The organism is Lysinibacillus sp. JNUCC 51, from assembly GCF_015999525.1.
Lineage (GTDB): Bacteria > Bacillota > Bacilli > Bacillales_A > Planococcaceae > Lysinibacillus > Lysinibacillus xylanilyticus.
In genome coordinates this window covers 4,066,398-4,081,084 of the sequence record NZ_CP065545.1, presented here as the reverse complement: position 1 = coordinate 4,081,084, position 14,687 = coordinate 4,066,398, and the positions used below count along the sequence as shown (strand labels likewise).

The 14,687-nt window shown below is 36.8% G+C and carries 17 protein-coding genes and 1 riboswitch; of the genes, 6 read left to right on the top strand and 11 right to left on the bottom strand.

Going from position 1 to position 14,687, the window contains the following annotated elements; translation table 11 throughout:
- Window positions 1-106: 106 nt before the first annotated feature.
- From JNUCC51_RS19680 to rpsU, 7 genes are all read right to left on the bottom strand, one after another.
- Window positions 107-1,063 carry a PhoH family protein gene (locus JNUCC51_RS19680; RefSeq protein ID WP_337989400.1) on the bottom strand — a complete coding sequence of 319 codons (957 nt, stop codon included), beginning with the start codon at window positions 1,061-1,063 and terminating at the stop codon, window positions 107-109.
- Between the two features lie 2 nt (window positions 1,064-1,065).
- Window positions 1,066-2,184 carry a sporulation protein YqfD gene (locus JNUCC51_RS19675; protein WP_337989399.1) on the bottom strand — a complete coding sequence of 373 codons (1,119 nt, stop codon included), beginning with the start codon at window positions 2,182-2,184 and terminating at the stop codon, window positions 1,066-1,068.
- Window positions 2,174-2,434 carry a hypothetical protein gene (locus JNUCC51_RS19670; RefSeq protein WP_337989398.1) on the bottom strand — a complete coding sequence of 87 codons (261 nt, stop codon included), beginning with the start codon at window positions 2,432-2,434 and terminating at the stop codon, window positions 2,174-2,176. Before JNUCC51_RS19670 ends, JNUCC51_RS19675 begins: the two co-directional genes overlap by 11 nt.
- A 54-nt stretch (window positions 2,435-2,488) precedes the next feature.
- Window positions 2,489-2,965, bottom strand: coding sequence for a YqfB family membrane protein (locus JNUCC51_RS19665; protein ID WP_337989397.1), 477 nt, complete (start codon window positions 2,963-2,965; stop codon window positions 2,489-2,491).
- A 26-nt stretch (window positions 2,966-2,991) separates the two neighbouring features.
- Window positions 2,992-3,996: a flotillin-like protein FloA gene (gene floA / locus JNUCC51_RS19660; protein WP_337989396.1), complete on the bottom strand. Its 1,005-nt coding sequence runs from the start codon at window positions 3,994-3,996 to the stop codon at window positions 2,992-2,994.
- A gap of 3 nt (window positions 3,997-3,999) precedes the next feature.
- Window positions 4,000-5,328 carry an NfeD family protein gene (locus JNUCC51_RS19655; protein ID WP_337989395.1) on the bottom strand — a complete coding sequence of 443 codons (1,329 nt, stop codon included), beginning with the start codon at window positions 5,326-5,328 and terminating at the stop codon, window positions 4,000-4,002.
- Between the two features lie 299 nt (window positions 5,329-5,627).
- Entirely contained in the window at window positions 5,628-5,801 is a 174-nt protein-coding gene (rpsU, locus tag JNUCC51_RS19650) for a 30S ribosomal protein S21 (RefSeq protein ID WP_004227078.1), read from the bottom strand.
- A gap of 245 nt (window positions 5,802-6,046) precedes the next feature.
- Window positions 6,047-6,189: riboswitch (cyclic di-AMP (ydaO/yuaA leader) on the top strand.
- A 142-nt stretch (window positions 6,190-6,331) separates the two neighbouring features.
- Here rpsU and JNUCC51_RS19645 point away from each other — a divergent pair.
- Both JNUCC51_RS19645 and JNUCC51_RS19640 read left to right on the top strand, forming a co-directional pair.
- Window positions 6,332-7,669, top strand: coding sequence for a TrkH family potassium uptake protein (locus JNUCC51_RS19645; protein WP_337989394.1), 1,338 nt, complete (start codon window positions 6,332-6,334; stop codon window positions 7,667-7,669).
- 24 nt (window positions 7,670-7,693) lie between these two features.
- Window positions 7,694-8,353 carry a potassium channel family protein gene (locus tag JNUCC51_RS19640; protein ID WP_337989393.1) on the top strand — a complete coding sequence of 220 codons (660 nt, stop codon included), beginning with the start codon at window positions 7,694-7,696 and terminating at the stop codon, window positions 8,351-8,353.
- 48 nt (window positions 8,354-8,401) lie between these two features.
- Here the strand turns inward: JNUCC51_RS19640 and JNUCC51_RS19635 are convergent, their stop codons facing one another.
- From JNUCC51_RS19635 to JNUCC51_RS19620, 4 genes are all read right to left on the bottom strand, one after another.
- Window positions 8,402-8,971, bottom strand: a complete 570-nt coding sequence (locus JNUCC51_RS19635; protein WP_100545952.1) for a manganese catalase family protein — start codon at window positions 8,969-8,971, stop codon at window positions 8,402-8,404.
- Window positions 8,972-9,071: 100 nt separating this feature from the next.
- Window positions 9,072-9,335 (bottom strand): spore coat protein CotJB, encoded by a 264-nt coding sequence (locus JNUCC51_RS19630; protein ID WP_049663760.1) that lies wholly within the window; start codon window positions 9,333-9,335, stop codon window positions 9,072-9,074.
- Window positions 9,328-9,555 carry a spore coat associated protein CotJA gene (locus tag JNUCC51_RS19625; protein ID WP_337989392.1) on the bottom strand — a complete coding sequence of 76 codons (228 nt, stop codon included), beginning with the start codon at window positions 9,553-9,555 and terminating at the stop codon, window positions 9,328-9,330. The genes JNUCC51_RS19630 and JNUCC51_RS19625 overlap by 8 nt, the downstream gene beginning before the upstream one ends.
- A gap of 168 nt (window positions 9,556-9,723) precedes the next feature.
- A complete protein-coding gene (locus JNUCC51_RS19620; protein ID WP_337989391.1) occupies window positions 9,724-10,209 on the bottom strand; it encodes a DedA family protein in 486 nt (161 codons plus the stop codon).
- 579 nt (window positions 10,210-10,788) lie between these two features.
- Between JNUCC51_RS19620 and JNUCC51_RS19615 the strand changes: the two genes are divergently transcribed.
- The 4 genes from JNUCC51_RS19615 to JNUCC51_RS19600 all read left to right on the top strand — a co-directional run bounded on the left by JNUCC51_RS19615 (window position 10,789) and on the right by JNUCC51_RS19600 (window position 14,577).
- Window positions 10,789-11,001: a helix-turn-helix domain-containing protein gene (locus JNUCC51_RS19615; protein ID WP_337989390.1), complete on the top strand. Its 213-nt coding sequence runs from the start codon at window positions 10,789-10,791 to the stop codon at window positions 10,999-11,001.
- Between the two features lie 560 nt (window positions 11,002-11,561).
- A complete protein-coding gene (locus JNUCC51_RS19610; RefSeq protein ID WP_337989389.1) occupies window positions 11,562-13,271 on the top strand; it encodes a methyl-accepting chemotaxis protein in 1,710 nt (569 codons plus the stop codon).
- 515 nt (window positions 13,272-13,786) lie between these two features.
- Complete coding sequence (locus JNUCC51_RS19605; RefSeq protein ID WP_337989388.1) at window positions 13,787-14,275, top strand: tyrosine-type recombinase/integrase; 489 nt, start codon at window positions 13,787-13,789, stop codon at window positions 14,273-14,275.
- Window positions 14,272-14,577: a tyrosine-type recombinase/integrase gene (locus JNUCC51_RS19600; RefSeq protein WP_337989387.1), complete on the top strand. Its 306-nt coding sequence runs from the start codon at window positions 14,272-14,274 to the stop codon at window positions 14,575-14,577. Before JNUCC51_RS19605 ends, JNUCC51_RS19600 begins: the two co-directional genes overlap by 4 nt.
- Window positions 14,578-14,687: the final 110 nt, after the last annotated feature.

Below are 14,687 nucleotides of genomic sequence, written 5' to 3'. Positions count from 1 at the left end.
ACGTTTCACTCCGCTTTCGGTGCAGACTTTTTTAAAACCCGTTGCACCTGCCGTTCCGTTTCACTTCACTTTCGGTGCAGACTTTAGAATTGCGCATATCGCAATTCTAAAGTTGCTGTTCTTCGTAGGCTTTGATGATTTTTGCTACGATTGGGTGGCGTACTACATCGCCTTGTTCTAAAATTTGAAAATGTATTGATTTTACATACTTTAGGGTACGCTCTGCTACGATTAACCCAGATTCCGTGTTTTTCGGTAGGTCAATTTGTGTTTTGTCGCCTGTAATGACCATTTTTGAGCCAAAGCCTAGTCGCGTTAAAAACATCTTCATTTGTTGATGTGTCGTATTTTGAGCTTCATCTAAAATAACAAAGGCGTCGTCTAATGTACGGCCTCGCATATACGCTAAAGGTGCAATTTCAATTGTGCCTCGTTCAATTAGCCTTTGAGTTTGTTCTGTACCGTAAATATCGTTTAAAGCGTCATAAAGAGGTCGTAAATAAGGATCTACCTTTTCCTTTAAGTCCCCCGGAAGAAAGCCTAGAGACTCTCCTGCCTCAACTGCAGGGCGTGTTAAAATAATTCGCTTAACGTGCCCGTTTTTTAGCGCCTGCGTTGCCATGACTACCGCTAAATACGTTTTCCCAGTACCCGCTGGACCGATACCAAAAACAACGTCTTTATGACGGATTGCTTGTATGTATTCTCGTTGACCGATTGTTTTTGCACGAATAGGCTTTCCTTTCGTCGTGCGAGCTATTTCTTCATCATAAAGTTCCGCAAAATATTCAATCGTTCCTTTTTGTGTCATTTCAATCGCAGTTGCAACATCACGCTGATCAATATTAATTCCTTTACGAATGACCTTTAGAAGAGCATGTAAAAGGAATGTCGCTTGTTCCTTTGCATCCTCTTCACCAGCAAGCTGAATTTGTTCACCACGTGTAATAATGTGGACTTTTAGAGCCTCTTCGATTAACTTCATATTTGCATCGGAAATTCCGAGTAGCATAACCGCTTCGTTTGGATTATCCACTTGTAATACAGTTAAATGTTCTGACATAATCATTCTCCTTGTAGGCCTTGTATTGGACTGGCAATGTTTTCATTGACTAAAAATAGAACTTTCCCTTCAACTGTACCACTCCCCCACTTTACCTGTAAAAGGTTTTCTTTTTTTATAACCGTTTTCGCAGGTAATGAACGTATTATCTTTTCATGAAGTAATGGTATGAGCAATGAATCTATTTTGGATTCATCAAGCTCTACTTGCATTTTTTTAGTGTACTGCTCCTCAACAATTGAAACATATGGATCGAGCCAGCTTGGTAAATCTTTCTTCTGCACATAGTCAACTTTTTCTTTTTCTTGATGAATGCCTTTCACTAATACACGCCACTGCTTCTGTTGTAGCGTTTCCATCGTTAGCTTTTTGGGAATTTTAAATGAACACTCTAGCCAATAATCAGCGTAGACCTCTCCCTTTGCTCCAACGAAAACCTGATCTTCACCACTTTCAATTACACCACTTACGAGAACATCACCTTCGTAAGCAGTATCGTTAACCGTAATTTTACGTTCTCCATTTTGAATATTAAAGTGAGTAATAACACCACTTTTTGTTGCCACTAAATGCGTCGCTAGTTTCTCATTCGTTTGTTTTGTTTGTTTCGGGGACTCTTGAGGTCGTAAAGTTACACGTCCACCATGCTTTTCAATATGCACCCATGATAGATCTCGATGCCCTTCTAATAGCTTCTGTCGAATGACAGCATCTGAGGGTAAGTCTTTTTTAGAAATGGGTGTTTCTAGTTGAAATGTATCTTGAAAGGTCTTTCCTAGACGTTCCTCCAATTCTGGCGTTGCCGCTTCAATATCAATACGCCAAATAATCTGTGCACATAGCAATGGTATCAATATCATCAACGCTAGACCGAGCAAAGTCCAAAGCTGCGCTCGAAAAACTTGAAGCTCATCTGCATAATAGACAGCCATTTTAAGTCGGAAACGTCTACGTACACGGCGTATCTTTGGTAGATAATGCATAGTTGTTTCAAAAGTAACCTCTTGCTCACGAAAGACAATCCGTTTTAATGGCACATGTTGTGCATGCAATGCTTGAATAAAAGGATGAACATTTTCATGGCGCTTTATACGTATGATAATTGGCCGATTATTCCACATTATCGCTCACACCCATATCCTTTGTCATTTTCATATGAAGCTCCTGCAAATCCTCTACAGAAAGATGTAGCATTTCTTCTTTAAGAGCATTAATTTCCACCGATTTTCCACGCACAGTAATATGATAGTCTGCATAAATAAAAGAGCATGATGAAGAATCAGCATGTAGAAAACGATATGGGCCAATGATTTTTAAAGTATCATATTGTAATAATTCAAGTAGTGGCGTTAATTGAAATAGTTTTCTCATAAAAAATGCCTCCTTCTTCGGCAATATATGCATCGAAAAAGGAGGACATGCTAGTTATTTTCTTTTTGCTTTTGGAGGACCTAAAACTTCTGCCATTACAACAGCTTGCATTAATGATTTTTTTGATTTTGGTAATTGAAAAGCTGATTGTGATTTAGCTACTCCCACAACTTTTTTCCCTGCTGCCAAACGACCAATACTTTCTCTATTCGTAGTACGACTCACTTTCTCAGTTGGGATTAACGGTGGAGCTGCGTAGCTTGGAACGTCCTTTTTCACTGTTTCTTCGACAATTTTTTTCGGCTCTTCAACTTGAGGCTGTTCATTTTTCCATTCACCTAAAAATTCACGTGCAAAATCCTCAAAACTTTGTGGTTTAGAAGTAGGACGTCGCTCTTGAGTCATCTCAACAGGAGGCTCAACATGTGAATTCTTATTAAAAGGTGGCATTGGTTTTTGTTCTTTCTTTTTTGATTTACCGAAAATAGAGCTGACTATGGCAATTATCACAACTATAATTAATTGTTCCATTTATTAGTACCGCTCCTTTCAGTTTATTATTCGTTAGATTCATTTGTTTCTGATTTATCTGAGCTTACTTTAGAAATTGAGTCTCTCATAGCTGTATCTGCTTGAATGTTGCGGTAGTTCATGTAATCCATAATACCAAGATTACCCGAACGTAGAGCTTCCGCCATCGCCTGTGGTACTTCAGCTTCTGCTTCTACTACTTTTGCCTTCATCTCTTGTACGCGTGCAATCATTTCTTGCTCGTTCGCTACAGCCATTGCACGTCGTTCTTCAGCTTTCGCTTGGGCAATGTTCTTATCTGCCTGCGCTTGTTCAATTTGTAATTCAGCACCGATGTTTTTGCCGATATCAACGTCTGCAATATCGATCGATAAGATTTCAAATGCCGTACCAGAATCTAAGCCTTTTGATAATACAGTTTGAGAAATCATATCAGGATTTTCAAGAACTGTCGTATGACTAGATGCACTACCAATTGTAGAAACGATCCCCTCACCTACACGGGCAATAACCGTTTCTTCACCGGCACCACCGACTAAACGTTCAATGTTTGCGCGCACTGTAATACGTGCCTTCGCTTTTACTTCAATACCATTCATAGCAACACCTGCAATAAATGGCGTTTCAATGACTTTCGGGTTAACAGACATTTGTACAGCCTCTAATACATCACGACCCGCTAAATCAATTGCCGCACAACGTTCAAATGTTAACTCGATATTTGCACGATGGGCTGCGATTAACGCATTGACAACTCGGTCAACATTACCACCTGCCAAATAATGACTTTCAAGTTGATTTATTGTAACAGGTAACCCTGCTTTATGTGCTTTAATTAATGGGTTCACAATTCGTGAAGGGATTACACGACGTAAACGCATACCGATTAATGTGAAAATACTAACACGGACACCTGCAGCAAGTGCAGAAATCCATAGCGCCACTGGTACAAAGGTAAAGAATACCGCGACAACAATGAATAATATGACTAGCCCTGCAATTGGACCTATTAAAGCTAAATCAAATCCCATTTGTTATTCCTCCATCTCTTTTTCTGTTTGTCTCACAACAATACGTGAGCCCTCTACTTTAATAACTTCTACATGTTTCTCAGCATCAACATAGCCACCTTCCGATACTACGTCAATGCGTTCATTACCAAATAGCATTGTACCTGCTGGACGAAGTGGTGTAATCGTTGTACCCACTTTTCCGAGTAGCTCTGTACGATTCACGTTAGATACATAGCCCTCTTCCGACGTTGTCGCATCCATCAAGACCAACTTGTTTAAAACATGCAATTTTTTACCGAAAAATTTCATCAGAATCACCATTCCTATTATCGCTACAACAAGCGCAATGAAAATCGCTATAATCATTTGCATCATGTTCGCACCTGCCAGTATTAGACTTAGTAAGATTAGTACACCACCTAAAATACCAACAATACCTCCGGGGACAAAAAATTCCGCAATAACGAGCAACAAACCTACAATAAATAAAAGTAATGTTTCATAACCTGCCAAGCCTGCGACCATATGACCGAAGAAAAATAATCCAAGTGCTGACAGCCCCATTATACCTGAAACACCAAAACCTGGCGAATATAGCTCAACTACAAGTCCCAAACTTGCAATCGACAATAAAATTGGAACTATAATCGGATTCGTAATAAAACGAGCAAGTTTTTCAGCAAAAGTAGGTTCAATTGGAACGATATCACTACCATTTAATTGCGTTACTTTTAAAAGATCTTGGAAATTCGAAACCGTCTCATTAGAATAACCAACCTTTTTTGCCTCCGAAGCAGATAAAGTTAATAAATTCCCTTCTCCCGCTCGAAATTCTGGTAAATCAACAGATGCATCAGCCATTGCTCGTGCATATTTCGGATCGCGTTTTTTCGATTCTGCAGCTGCCTCCATTTGAGCAACCCACGCACTATGAGCCTTTAAGTCCGCCGCATTTCCTGCTGAGTCAATTACTGCAGCCGCCCCGATCGTTCCATTTGGCACCATATAGATTTCATCCGCATGTAAGGCTAAAAAGGCACCTGCAGAATGCGCGTCTTTGTTAATATACGCTATCGTACGTATATCCGTTGCATCCATAAGCATTGCAATATCACCTGCTGCATTCACGAAACCACCAGGCGTATGAATGTCTAAAATAATCGCCTCTGCATCGTTTTCTTCCGCCTCTTTAAAAGCTCGTTCTAAAAATGCGTGAAGTCCTCGTTCTACTTCATTATGAATAGGTATGTGGTAGACCTTACTACTTGCAAAAGCAGATGTTAATGGAAACGCTAACAAAAATGTCACCCAAATAACTAATAAATAGCTGAGGATTCTTCGTCTCCGCATCTTCTTCCCTCCCTTCAAATCATGCTTCTCTCCTGTATATACGACTGACTATGCAAAAAGTTTCATAAATCCTAATAATTTTATTATACAGTGAATATTAATTTGCGGGGAATATAACATAAAAGCCGAATGAATCTCAGGGATCACATTCGGCTTCTCCAATATGTACGTAAATTTGAGTTTAAAGTAAAATACCTGAAATTAATCGACATGCGATTAATTCCAGGTATATCTTTGTCTGCTCAGTGAATCATACAATTGCGTGTTATGAACGTAGGGATTTTTAATGGGAAATTAAATTACCACTTACGTTTACGTGCAGCTTCTGATTTCTTTTTACGTTTAACGCTAGGTTTTTCGTAGAACTCGCGCTTTCTAACTTCTTGAATTGTACCACTTTTTGATACAGTACGTTTGAAGCGGCGAAGAGCATCTTCAAGCGATTCGTTTTTGCGAACGACAGTTTTTGACATCTCTCTTTCCCTCCCTCCGAACACACGTCAATACACAAGTAGGCAAATAACCAACTGTTGTGTACTAAAGAATTATAACGTATTGTCTAAAAATGGTCAATAGAAAGTACACGAATTAATCCAATGAATTTTTTTGTTTTATTAACTTAAGAATTTTCAGCTTGTTTTTGGACCACAATAAATATGTCTATCTAAAATTTATGGTTTACAAAAAATAGAATATGGGCGTAGAATAATCACATTCAATTATATATTCGCCAAATCTCAATCAATAATGAGAACGGAGGACCCAGTATTTTGGGGTTAATTCTGCATTTGCAGAAGGAATGTGAATCTCTTTCGCCATTCTACCCGTCAGCTAACTTCGTCGGCTAAAGCGAAGGAGGTCATGTTAGACCACCAATATTAGTATGTTTATTTTTATGCCTACATAATCCTAAAACATGCAATAAACAGTTGGTCTTTTTTTATGTCAATTTAACATTTTAAAGATAAACTCAAAATTTTTTCAAAACATTGAGGAGAGTAAGATGAAAACAGCTAAAAATAAATTAAATCCTCCTAAAATACTCGTGCTGGGCTTTGCAACTATTATCCTTATTGGAGCGTTTTTGTTAACTCTTCCTATTGCAACGGAGAATGGTGAGGGACTGTCATTCTTAAATGCCTTATTTACCGCTACTTCTGCCACGTGCGTAACTGGACTGGTTGTTGTAGATACTGGCGATACATTTTCTACATTTGGAGAACTAGTTATTTTATTTCTTATCCAAATTGGTGGATTAGGCTTTATGACATTTGCAACATTATTATTTTTACTATTAGGAAAAAAAATTTCTTTAAAAGAAAGACTTTTATTAAAAGAAGCCTTTAATAATATTACAATGGCTGGTCTTGTTCGACTGGTTAGAAGGATACTATTATTTACTGCACTAATTGAATTAATAGGTGGTTTAATTTTATCTATCCGTTTTTCGTTCGATATGCCTGTAGGTAAAGCTATATATTTTGGCTTCTTTCATTCCATCTCGAATTTTAATAACGCTGGATTTGATTTAATGGGAGGCTTTAATGGGTTGACCGAATATGTAGACGACCCGTTTATCGTTTTAACTATTTGCGCTCTCATTACAATTGGTGGATTAGGGTTTATTGTCATAAATGAACTCTATGAATATCGGGAAACAAAACGCCTTTCCGTGCATTCAAAAATTGTATTATCCACAACGCTTATTTTAACAATTGGATCTACGATTTTAATTTTCTTATTTGAATATGGAAATAGTAAAACCCTTGGACCTTTGTCTGAATGGGGCAAAGTTCTTGGTTCATTATACCAAGCAGTTACCCCAAGGACTGCAGGTTCTAATACCCTTCCTATAGGAGACTTAACACAATCTACATTATTTTTAATCATCTTGCTGATGTTCATTGGAGCAGGTTCTGGCTCCACTGCTGGGGGAATAAAAATAACAACCTTCGCGTTATTAGTTGCTACGATGTGGTCACAAATTAGAGGAAAAGAAGATGTTGTCCTTTTTAGACGTAGAATAGTTAACGAAACAATTTTAAAAGCATTAACAGTGACAATGTGTGGAATGATGATTGTTATATTCGTCACGTTTGTCTTAAGTATTATTGAGCAAGGACATAATTTTATGATGTATTTCTTTGAAGCCACCTCTGCTTTTGGTACAGTTGGACTATCGATGGGATTAACTCCTGAGCTATCACCCGGTGGTCGACTAGTCATCATACTTACAATGTTTGCAGGTAGATTAGGTCCATTAACAATTGCTTTTGCCATAGCAAAACGACGGAAATCTGAGGCATTCCGTCATCCTAAAGGAAATATTATGATTGGGTAATCACATAAAGGAGAGTTAAGTGCAATGACGATCAAACAATATGCTGTAATTGGCCTAGGTAGATTTGGAACAAGTGTAGCTCGCAGATTACATGAAGCTGGGCAGGAAGTTTTAGGAATCGATATTAATGAGGAAAGAGTCGAAGATGCCGAACTATATGTTACACATGCAGTAGTCGCAGATACGACAGAAGAAAAAGCTCTTACATCTTTAGGAATAGGCAATTTCGATTATGTCATCGTGGCAATAGGCAATGATATGCAATCGAGCATTTTAACCGTATCATTATTAAAAGAACTCGGAATCAAAAAAGTGATTGCAAAGGCTCTTGGAAAAAGACACGGGCAAGTTTTAGATAAAGTAGGAGCTGACTGGATTATCTATCCTGAAAGGGATATGGGAGAGCGAGTTGCCAATCAGCTTCTCTCACCTAATATGCTAAACTATATTGAATTATCAAAAGAATACAGTATAGAAGAAATTATGATTCCTTCAAAGATGGCTGGACAAAATCTTCGAGATTTAGATCTTCGTGCAAAGTATAATGTAAGTGTCATTGCCATTGTTCGAGAAGAGGACATTATTATCATTTCTCCCTCCCCTGAGCAGCTTATTGAAAAGGAAGATATATTAGTAATGATTGGTTACCAGAAAGATCTTGCTTTATTTGCAAATATTGAATAGTAATCAAATAGGCTGTGTCAAAAGGAATTTTCTTTTGACACAGCTCTTTTAAAAGACTTTCTTGCTATCCCTATCGTCTTTTAAAATCTCTACAGCCTCTCTGAAACGTAAGGAATGGACGATTTCTCGTTCGCGTAAAAACTTCAAGCTATCATTCAAATCAGTGTCATCTGATAAATCAATAATCCACTGATATGTCGCTCGAGCCTTTTCTTCAGCTGCAATATCCTCATACAAATCAGCAATCGGATCCCCTTTAGCCTGAATATAAGTTGCCGTAAACGGTGATCCAGCTGCATTCTGATAAAATAATGCCCTGTCATGATTGACATAATGCTCTCCAAGACCTGCCTCTTTAAGCATCTCTGGAGTGGCATCCTTCGTAAGTTTATAAATCATCGTAGCAATCATTTCCAAGTGAGAAAATTCCTCAGTAGCTATATCTGTTAACAGACCAACCACTTTATCAGGAATAGTATAGCGCTGATTCATATATCGAAGTGCTGCTGCTAATTCTCCATCTGCACCACCATACTGCTCAATTAAATATTTAGCTAGCATTGGGTTACACGTACTCACCCTTACTGGATACTGGAGCTTCTTTTCGTAATACCACAAAAAAATTCCTCCTAGTTACTTATAATCAATTATGCAGGGGCATAATTCCGGCCGGGCTTTGCTTGCACAAAGAACCCCTCAAAAAAACTTCTGAACAAAGTTAAACTTGCCATGGCCAAGGTGTATCTACCCAATTAAAGGGATAATTTGAATAACTTCTCCCAAAATTCATAAGCGGACCAAATTTTTGCTCAAACTCAACCTTAAGTCGCATACTTATTTCAGTGTTTTCGTTAAATTGTTGAATAGCATCATAATCGTGAGGATGAGTATCTAAATAAAGATTTAATTCCACTATTACAAAATCAATGGCTTGTATTTCTTCAAGTAGTTTATAAAATTCTGGTGGCATCTTTTTACTCATTCTTCATCCCTCCTTTTTGGGGATTTGGGTAGGGGCTAAATAATTGAGGCCATAATGTGCCGGATCTGAGAGCTTCTTTAGGGGTTTGATATTGTGGTAGCCCAGGCGGTTGAAAACTCATATACAATTGTGGCGGTGTAGAAAAACTTTTAACCCTTATAGGTGGACATGGATCGAATGGGCTAATAAAAGGCTTCCAATATTTATATTGAGTAAACATTGTATCCTCCCTTCTGTATTCAATTACATCAGTGGAGTATATGAGGTAGGTGAAATTTTTATTCAGATATTTTGTCCTGTAGGAAATCGCATAACCAGAAAGGTAATCACTAGCATGCCAAGAATACATAAAATAACTCGCATTTCGAAAAATGCGAGCTGAACACTTTTATATAGTTACACCAAGAAAATACCCAATTGAAATAAAAATAATTACCCATGTCAAAGCTCCAAAACAAGCGAAAGCAAGATATGTCCTAAACCTCATCTGTGTTATTCCAGACATGTAACTTGTTACATGTCTAATACCTGGCACAAAATATCCTATAATTATTGTCCATGGTCCAAAACGATGAAACCATCGTTCAACTTTAATAAACCGTTTATTATTGAGACCAATCCATTTTCCATATTTTAATATTATAGGCTTCCCTAATTTATTACCGATTAAATAGCTAATTATCATACCAATAGATGAACCAAGAAAACTTAAGAAAATACTCAAGAAATAATTTAAATGCCCCTCTTGGCACATAAATCCTACAAACGTCATCAAGATCTCATCAGGAATGGGTAAGCCTATTATTCCTAAAGACAAGAGTAAAAATATAGCAAGATATCCATATTGACTTATAAAACTGCTTATGAATTCCACGGATAGTTTCTCCTTTTTTAATACAATTCGTTGCTTTTATCATCAAATATCATATATTCCCCCTATTTTTTTCTTAATAAACATTGGGAATGATTAATCAATTATTCTGTTACTGCCATTTCACTAAGAGAGAGGCAATTCAGATTAAAAAATAGTAATTAACGAATGATAGACCCGTTAATTTTACGTATACAAGCTTCCGATATTCTATCGGTATCGATGTTACTAAGTTATGTAAGAATTTGGTTCATATCTATACAATGTTCTTATAAAGAAAAAATTTATTAGTCCAAGAATCGAGATTTTTTCATCTAATAAAAACTTGAATATAAACCATAAAAATTATCATATTCCTCCCAGTACATTTTTGCAATTACTCTCCATAATACATCATCTACTATGAGTAAAAAAGAGGGGTATTACGGATGAACCAATGAAAATAGATCATAGTCGCTTGGTTTATTCCAAAGAAAAAACACTGCTATAAAAAAACAGTGTCTACATACATCTTTAAACAAAACTACGTTCCGTTGTCAAAAACATAATTTGATTTAATAAATTTAGGGACGAGGTGAGAAAATGCGTGCAAAGTCCACTTTAAAGGAAGTTCTCGATGAAAGAGGTCTTTCGATTAGTAAGTGTGCTGAAATGGCAGGGTTAAAAAAAGAAACCGTTCGTCGTCTGTATAATGACACTACTATGCAATACCAACGAGATACTTTAGGTGCGTTGTGTAAGGCCTTAGATGTCGAAATTTCTGACATACTTATTTTGGTAGAAAACGAGGAATAACAGCACAAAAAAGCCATCTACTCTTCTGGAGCGGATGCTTTTTTGTGTGTATATGGTTATATGTTATAACTTCCTATAGTGAGGATCAATAAGAGCGGGATTTCAATAGCCAGCCTTGATATAGGCAATCCACTAGTATCTACTAACGACTTCGAAACATTCGAAGCGGTGAAACTTAGCTATGAAGAAAGTTCAGCCGTGCATCCCTATGCGCAATTCGTATTCGCTAACAATAATTTTGCGATCAGTAGCAGCCTACAATTTTTCAGAGTCCCAAATAGATGCTTTATCTAACGAACCTCAAAATTTATGGTTCGTGTCTTGTATAGTTTTTCATTACTCTCAATAAAGGATTCTTTCCGTCAGTAAACTCGATTGCAATAAGCTTTTACCCTTTATTTTTCGTGATAAAAATTTCATAATTCTCTCTTTTCTTATTGGAGACTTAGTCATGGTATATTATTACAAAAAATAAATTACTCAATATATCCAAAGTTATTAGTAAATACCACTATTATTACAATACTTTTAAAGATAGTTGAGCCAACGGAGGAAGTATTTTGAAAAACTTATCAATTAAAAGGAAAATTCTAACACTCATCACATCCGCTGTTATATTTTTGCTGATTATCTCAAGTTGTAGTTTTTATTACATCAACGATATGGCAAAAAAATCTAATGCTATGTATAATGAATCACTTTTACCAATTCAATATATCGGTCAACTTCGAACTGACATTCGTGCGATGGATTCTTTCGTTTTAGAACTCATGATTATTACTACAGAAGTAACCCGTATTGCCGATCTACAGACAAACATCTCAAAGAGAACTGAAAGTATTAAAGACTCAATCGTGAAATTCGAAGCCTCCTACAATGGAAATGTAGAAGAACGAAAACTGTTAGAATCTCTAAAACCTAATATCGATGGTTATTTTAACGCCATGACAGATGTTATTGATTTGGCTAGTCAGAACAAAAACACCGAAGCCTATTCTATGTATATAACAACTTTAGCTGATTTCCGTGAGAATATGGCAAATGATGCCCGCGACCTTATGACTCTTTGCTCTGAACATGCCAATGAGCTGAATAATATAAATGAGCAAAATAAATTCACTACTTTGCTTATTTCGATTACTCTCTCTGTTGTGGCCATTATTTTCTTTATTACATTGGCAACATGGGTTGTACGTTTAATTGTAAATCCAATTAAAGAGTTGCAGGCTAATATGTTAAAGGCAGGCGATGGTGATTTGACTGTGCAGGGTACCTATTCATCCACAGATGAAATCGGTCAATTAACTCAATCATTTAATTCGATGATTAATAATATTCGTAATACGGTAACTAAAGTCACTGAAACTGCTAATCATGTAGCCGCAGCATCTGAAGAACTGAATGCTAATGCAGCTGAAACTACGAAAGCAACAGAGATGGTTGCAAATACGATGGAAACTATCGCTCATGGTTCAGTAGAGCAACTAAACAATGTCTCTAGCACCGTCAATACTGTCAATGAGCTTTCAACAGGTGTACAACAAGTAGCTGGTAATGCTCAAGCTGTAACCGAACTTTCAGGTGATTCTTTATCCCTGGTGATAAATGGTATAAATGCCGCAAATCAAATGAATCAACAAATGATGGACATCACAGAAAGAGTAAATGGCTTATCCGAAGTTGTCGACGTGTTAGGAAAACGTTCTAATGAAATCGGTCAAATTATTGATTCAATTACAGCAATTGCTGAACAAACAAATCTCCTTTCCCTGAACGCCGCAATTGAAGCCGCACGAGCTGGCGAGCATGGAAAAGGCTTTGCTGTCGTTGCAGATGAGGTTAGAAAATTAGCAGAACAGTCCGCTATTTCTTCAAACCAAATTGAAGTGTTGATTTCAGAGACACAGAAAGATACTCAAAAGGCTGTTGAATCAATGAAGTTAGTAACAACGGGCGTTAATGAAGGGATTAAAACAACAGAAAATACACGTACAACTTTTGCTACAATTCAAGGTGCCATTCAAAGTGTTACAATGCAGGTGGAAGAAGTATCTGCAGCGGTTGAGCAAATGGCCGCAGGAACTGAAGAAATTGTTGGTAGTATGAATACAATCCATTCCATAACTAAATCTACTACAGCTGGTACAGAGAGTATTTCTGCTACAACTGAAGAACAAATGGCATCTATGGAGGAAATTTCATCATCTGCTTATGCACTGGCAAACTTGGCAGAAGAGTTAAGAGACATGGCAGCTCAATTCCGAGTTTAATATAATTATCATTGGCAGCACCACTTTTTTAACATTTAAATATGACTTTACACATTTTCCAAGGAATAACAACATCATCATTCATATAAAAAAGAAGCGGCTAGATCATTTTAGATCGAAACCGCTTCTTCTACTTATAACCCACACTGTTCTTTTAATTTTGTTAAAAACTTCATCTTGCTACCATCGTCACCACAAGCATCGGGATGAAACTTCTAGGATGCCATACGATAGATTTCTTTTAACATCATTTTTTCATTTTCGTTGTAGTTACTACCCTACTAGAAGTGAAGGCCGCAACGCTGCGCGGTGAAATTAAACATATTGAAAATGAAAATTTAACTATTAATAATTATGTAGATCTATGGTTTGAGAAGAACTGTAAAAAGAAAAAATGGAGCGCTAATTCAGTTCTGATTCGTGAGAAAGCTATACGTCTTCATTTTAAGCCACCGCTAGGACGCTATAAGCTCTAAAACCTTGATAATGTTATCTATCAAGAAAACTTTATAGACGTGTTAGCGCAGCAGTACAAGCCTAGTACAGTACATCAAGCTCATAATGTCTTTAAAACAATTATTAATGCGACCATTAAAGAAAGAATATTGCTTCATAATCCACTTGTTGATATTGTGCTAACAACTAATTCAAAGCGAGATGAGACGGGTAAGAAACACGAAAATTACCTCACTCCAGTCGAACTAGTAACTTTTTTGAATGATGCTAAAAAAAATGAAAACATCACAAATTACAATTTTTTACTTACAATTGCATATACAGGAATGCGCTGCGGTGAAGCATGCGGATTACAGTGGAAAAATATTAATTTTAAAGAAAATACAATAACAATTGAACGATCTAGGGATTATGGTGGCACCCATAAGCCTAAAACACTTAACAGCTATAGAACCATTCTAGTGGAAGAAGCTGTTATGAAGCAATTAGAAACATATAAAAAATGGTGTAAGCAAAAATTGTTGTCGTATGAACTAAAACTGATATGAAAATGAATACGAGAATGATGATACATTGGTCATGGGAACCTATAGCACCGAACAACACAGCTAAAATCATGTATAAGATTATCCAAAGAACCAGGCTTCCCCAAATAACTTTACATGGCTTAAGACACACGCATTGCACTATTTTATTGAATCGTGGTCTGAATGTGAAGGTCATAGCAGAACGTTTAGGAAACACTCCTAAAATGATTTACGAAATATATGGTCATGTTCTTAAAGAAGCGGAAGAGGCATCTGTAGTGGTATTTAGACAAAGTTTAAATGAAAGGGGGGCTAGTTCATAAAGAACAGCCCCGTAACATTTGCTATATAAGGTTTTTCATTACTATTAATAATTAGAATCTGTAGTTTTACTTCATTGCAAACTCAATAGATAATGGGTTGTAATCCCTTT

What these genes read in the sequence shown, in the direction of transcription:
- JNUCC51_RS19680 (WP_337989400.1), bottom strand. Translation starts at nt 1,063, where the DNA reads ATGTCAGAACATTTAACTGTATTACAAGTGGATAATCCAAACGAAGCG.
- JNUCC51_RS19675 (WP_337989399.1), bottom strand. Translation starts at nt 2,184, where the DNA reads ATGTGGAATAATCGGCCAATTATCATACGTATAAAGCGCCATGAAAAT.
- JNUCC51_RS19670 (WP_337989398.1), bottom strand. Translation starts at nt 2,434, where the DNA reads ATGAGAAAACTATTTCAATTAACGCCACTACTTGAATTATTACAATAT.
- JNUCC51_RS19665 (WP_337989397.1), bottom strand. Translation starts at nt 2,965, where the DNA reads ATGGAACAATTAATTATAGTTGTGATAATTGCCATAGTCAGCTCTATT.
- floA (WP_337989396.1), bottom strand. Translation starts at nt 3,996, where the DNA reads ATGGGATTTGATTTAGCTTTAATAGGTCCAATTGCAGGGCTAGTCATA.
- JNUCC51_RS19655 (WP_337989395.1), bottom strand. Translation starts at nt 5,328, where the DNA reads ATGCGGAGACGAAGAATCCTCAGCTATTTATTAGTTATTTGGGTGACA.
- rpsU (WP_004227078.1), bottom strand. Translation starts at nt 5,801, where the DNA reads ATGTCAAAAACTGTCGTTCGCAAAAACGAATCGCTTGAAGATGCTCTT.
- JNUCC51_RS19645 (WP_337989394.1), top strand. Translation starts at nt 6,332, where the DNA reads ATGAAAACAGCTAAAAATAAATTAAATCCTCCTAAAATACTCGTGCTG.
- JNUCC51_RS19640 (WP_337989393.1), top strand. Translation starts at nt 7,694, where the DNA reads ATGACGATCAAACAATATGCTGTAATTGGCCTAGGTAGATTTGGAACA.
- JNUCC51_RS19630 (WP_049663760.1), bottom strand. Translation starts at nt 9,335, where the DNA reads ATGAGTAAAAAGATGCCACCAGAATTTTATAAACTACTTGAAGAAATA.
- JNUCC51_RS19625 (WP_337989392.1), bottom strand. Translation starts at nt 9,555, where the DNA reads ATGTTTACTCAATATAAATATTGGAAGCCTTTTATTAGCCCATTCGAT.
- JNUCC51_RS19615 (WP_337989390.1), top strand. Translation starts at nt 10,789, where the DNA reads ATGCGTGCAAAGTCCACTTTAAAGGAAGTTCTCGATGAAAGAGGTCTT.
- JNUCC51_RS19600 (WP_337989387.1), top strand. Translation starts at nt 14,272, where the DNA reads ATGAAAATGAATACGAGAATGATGATACATTGGTCATGGGAACCTATA.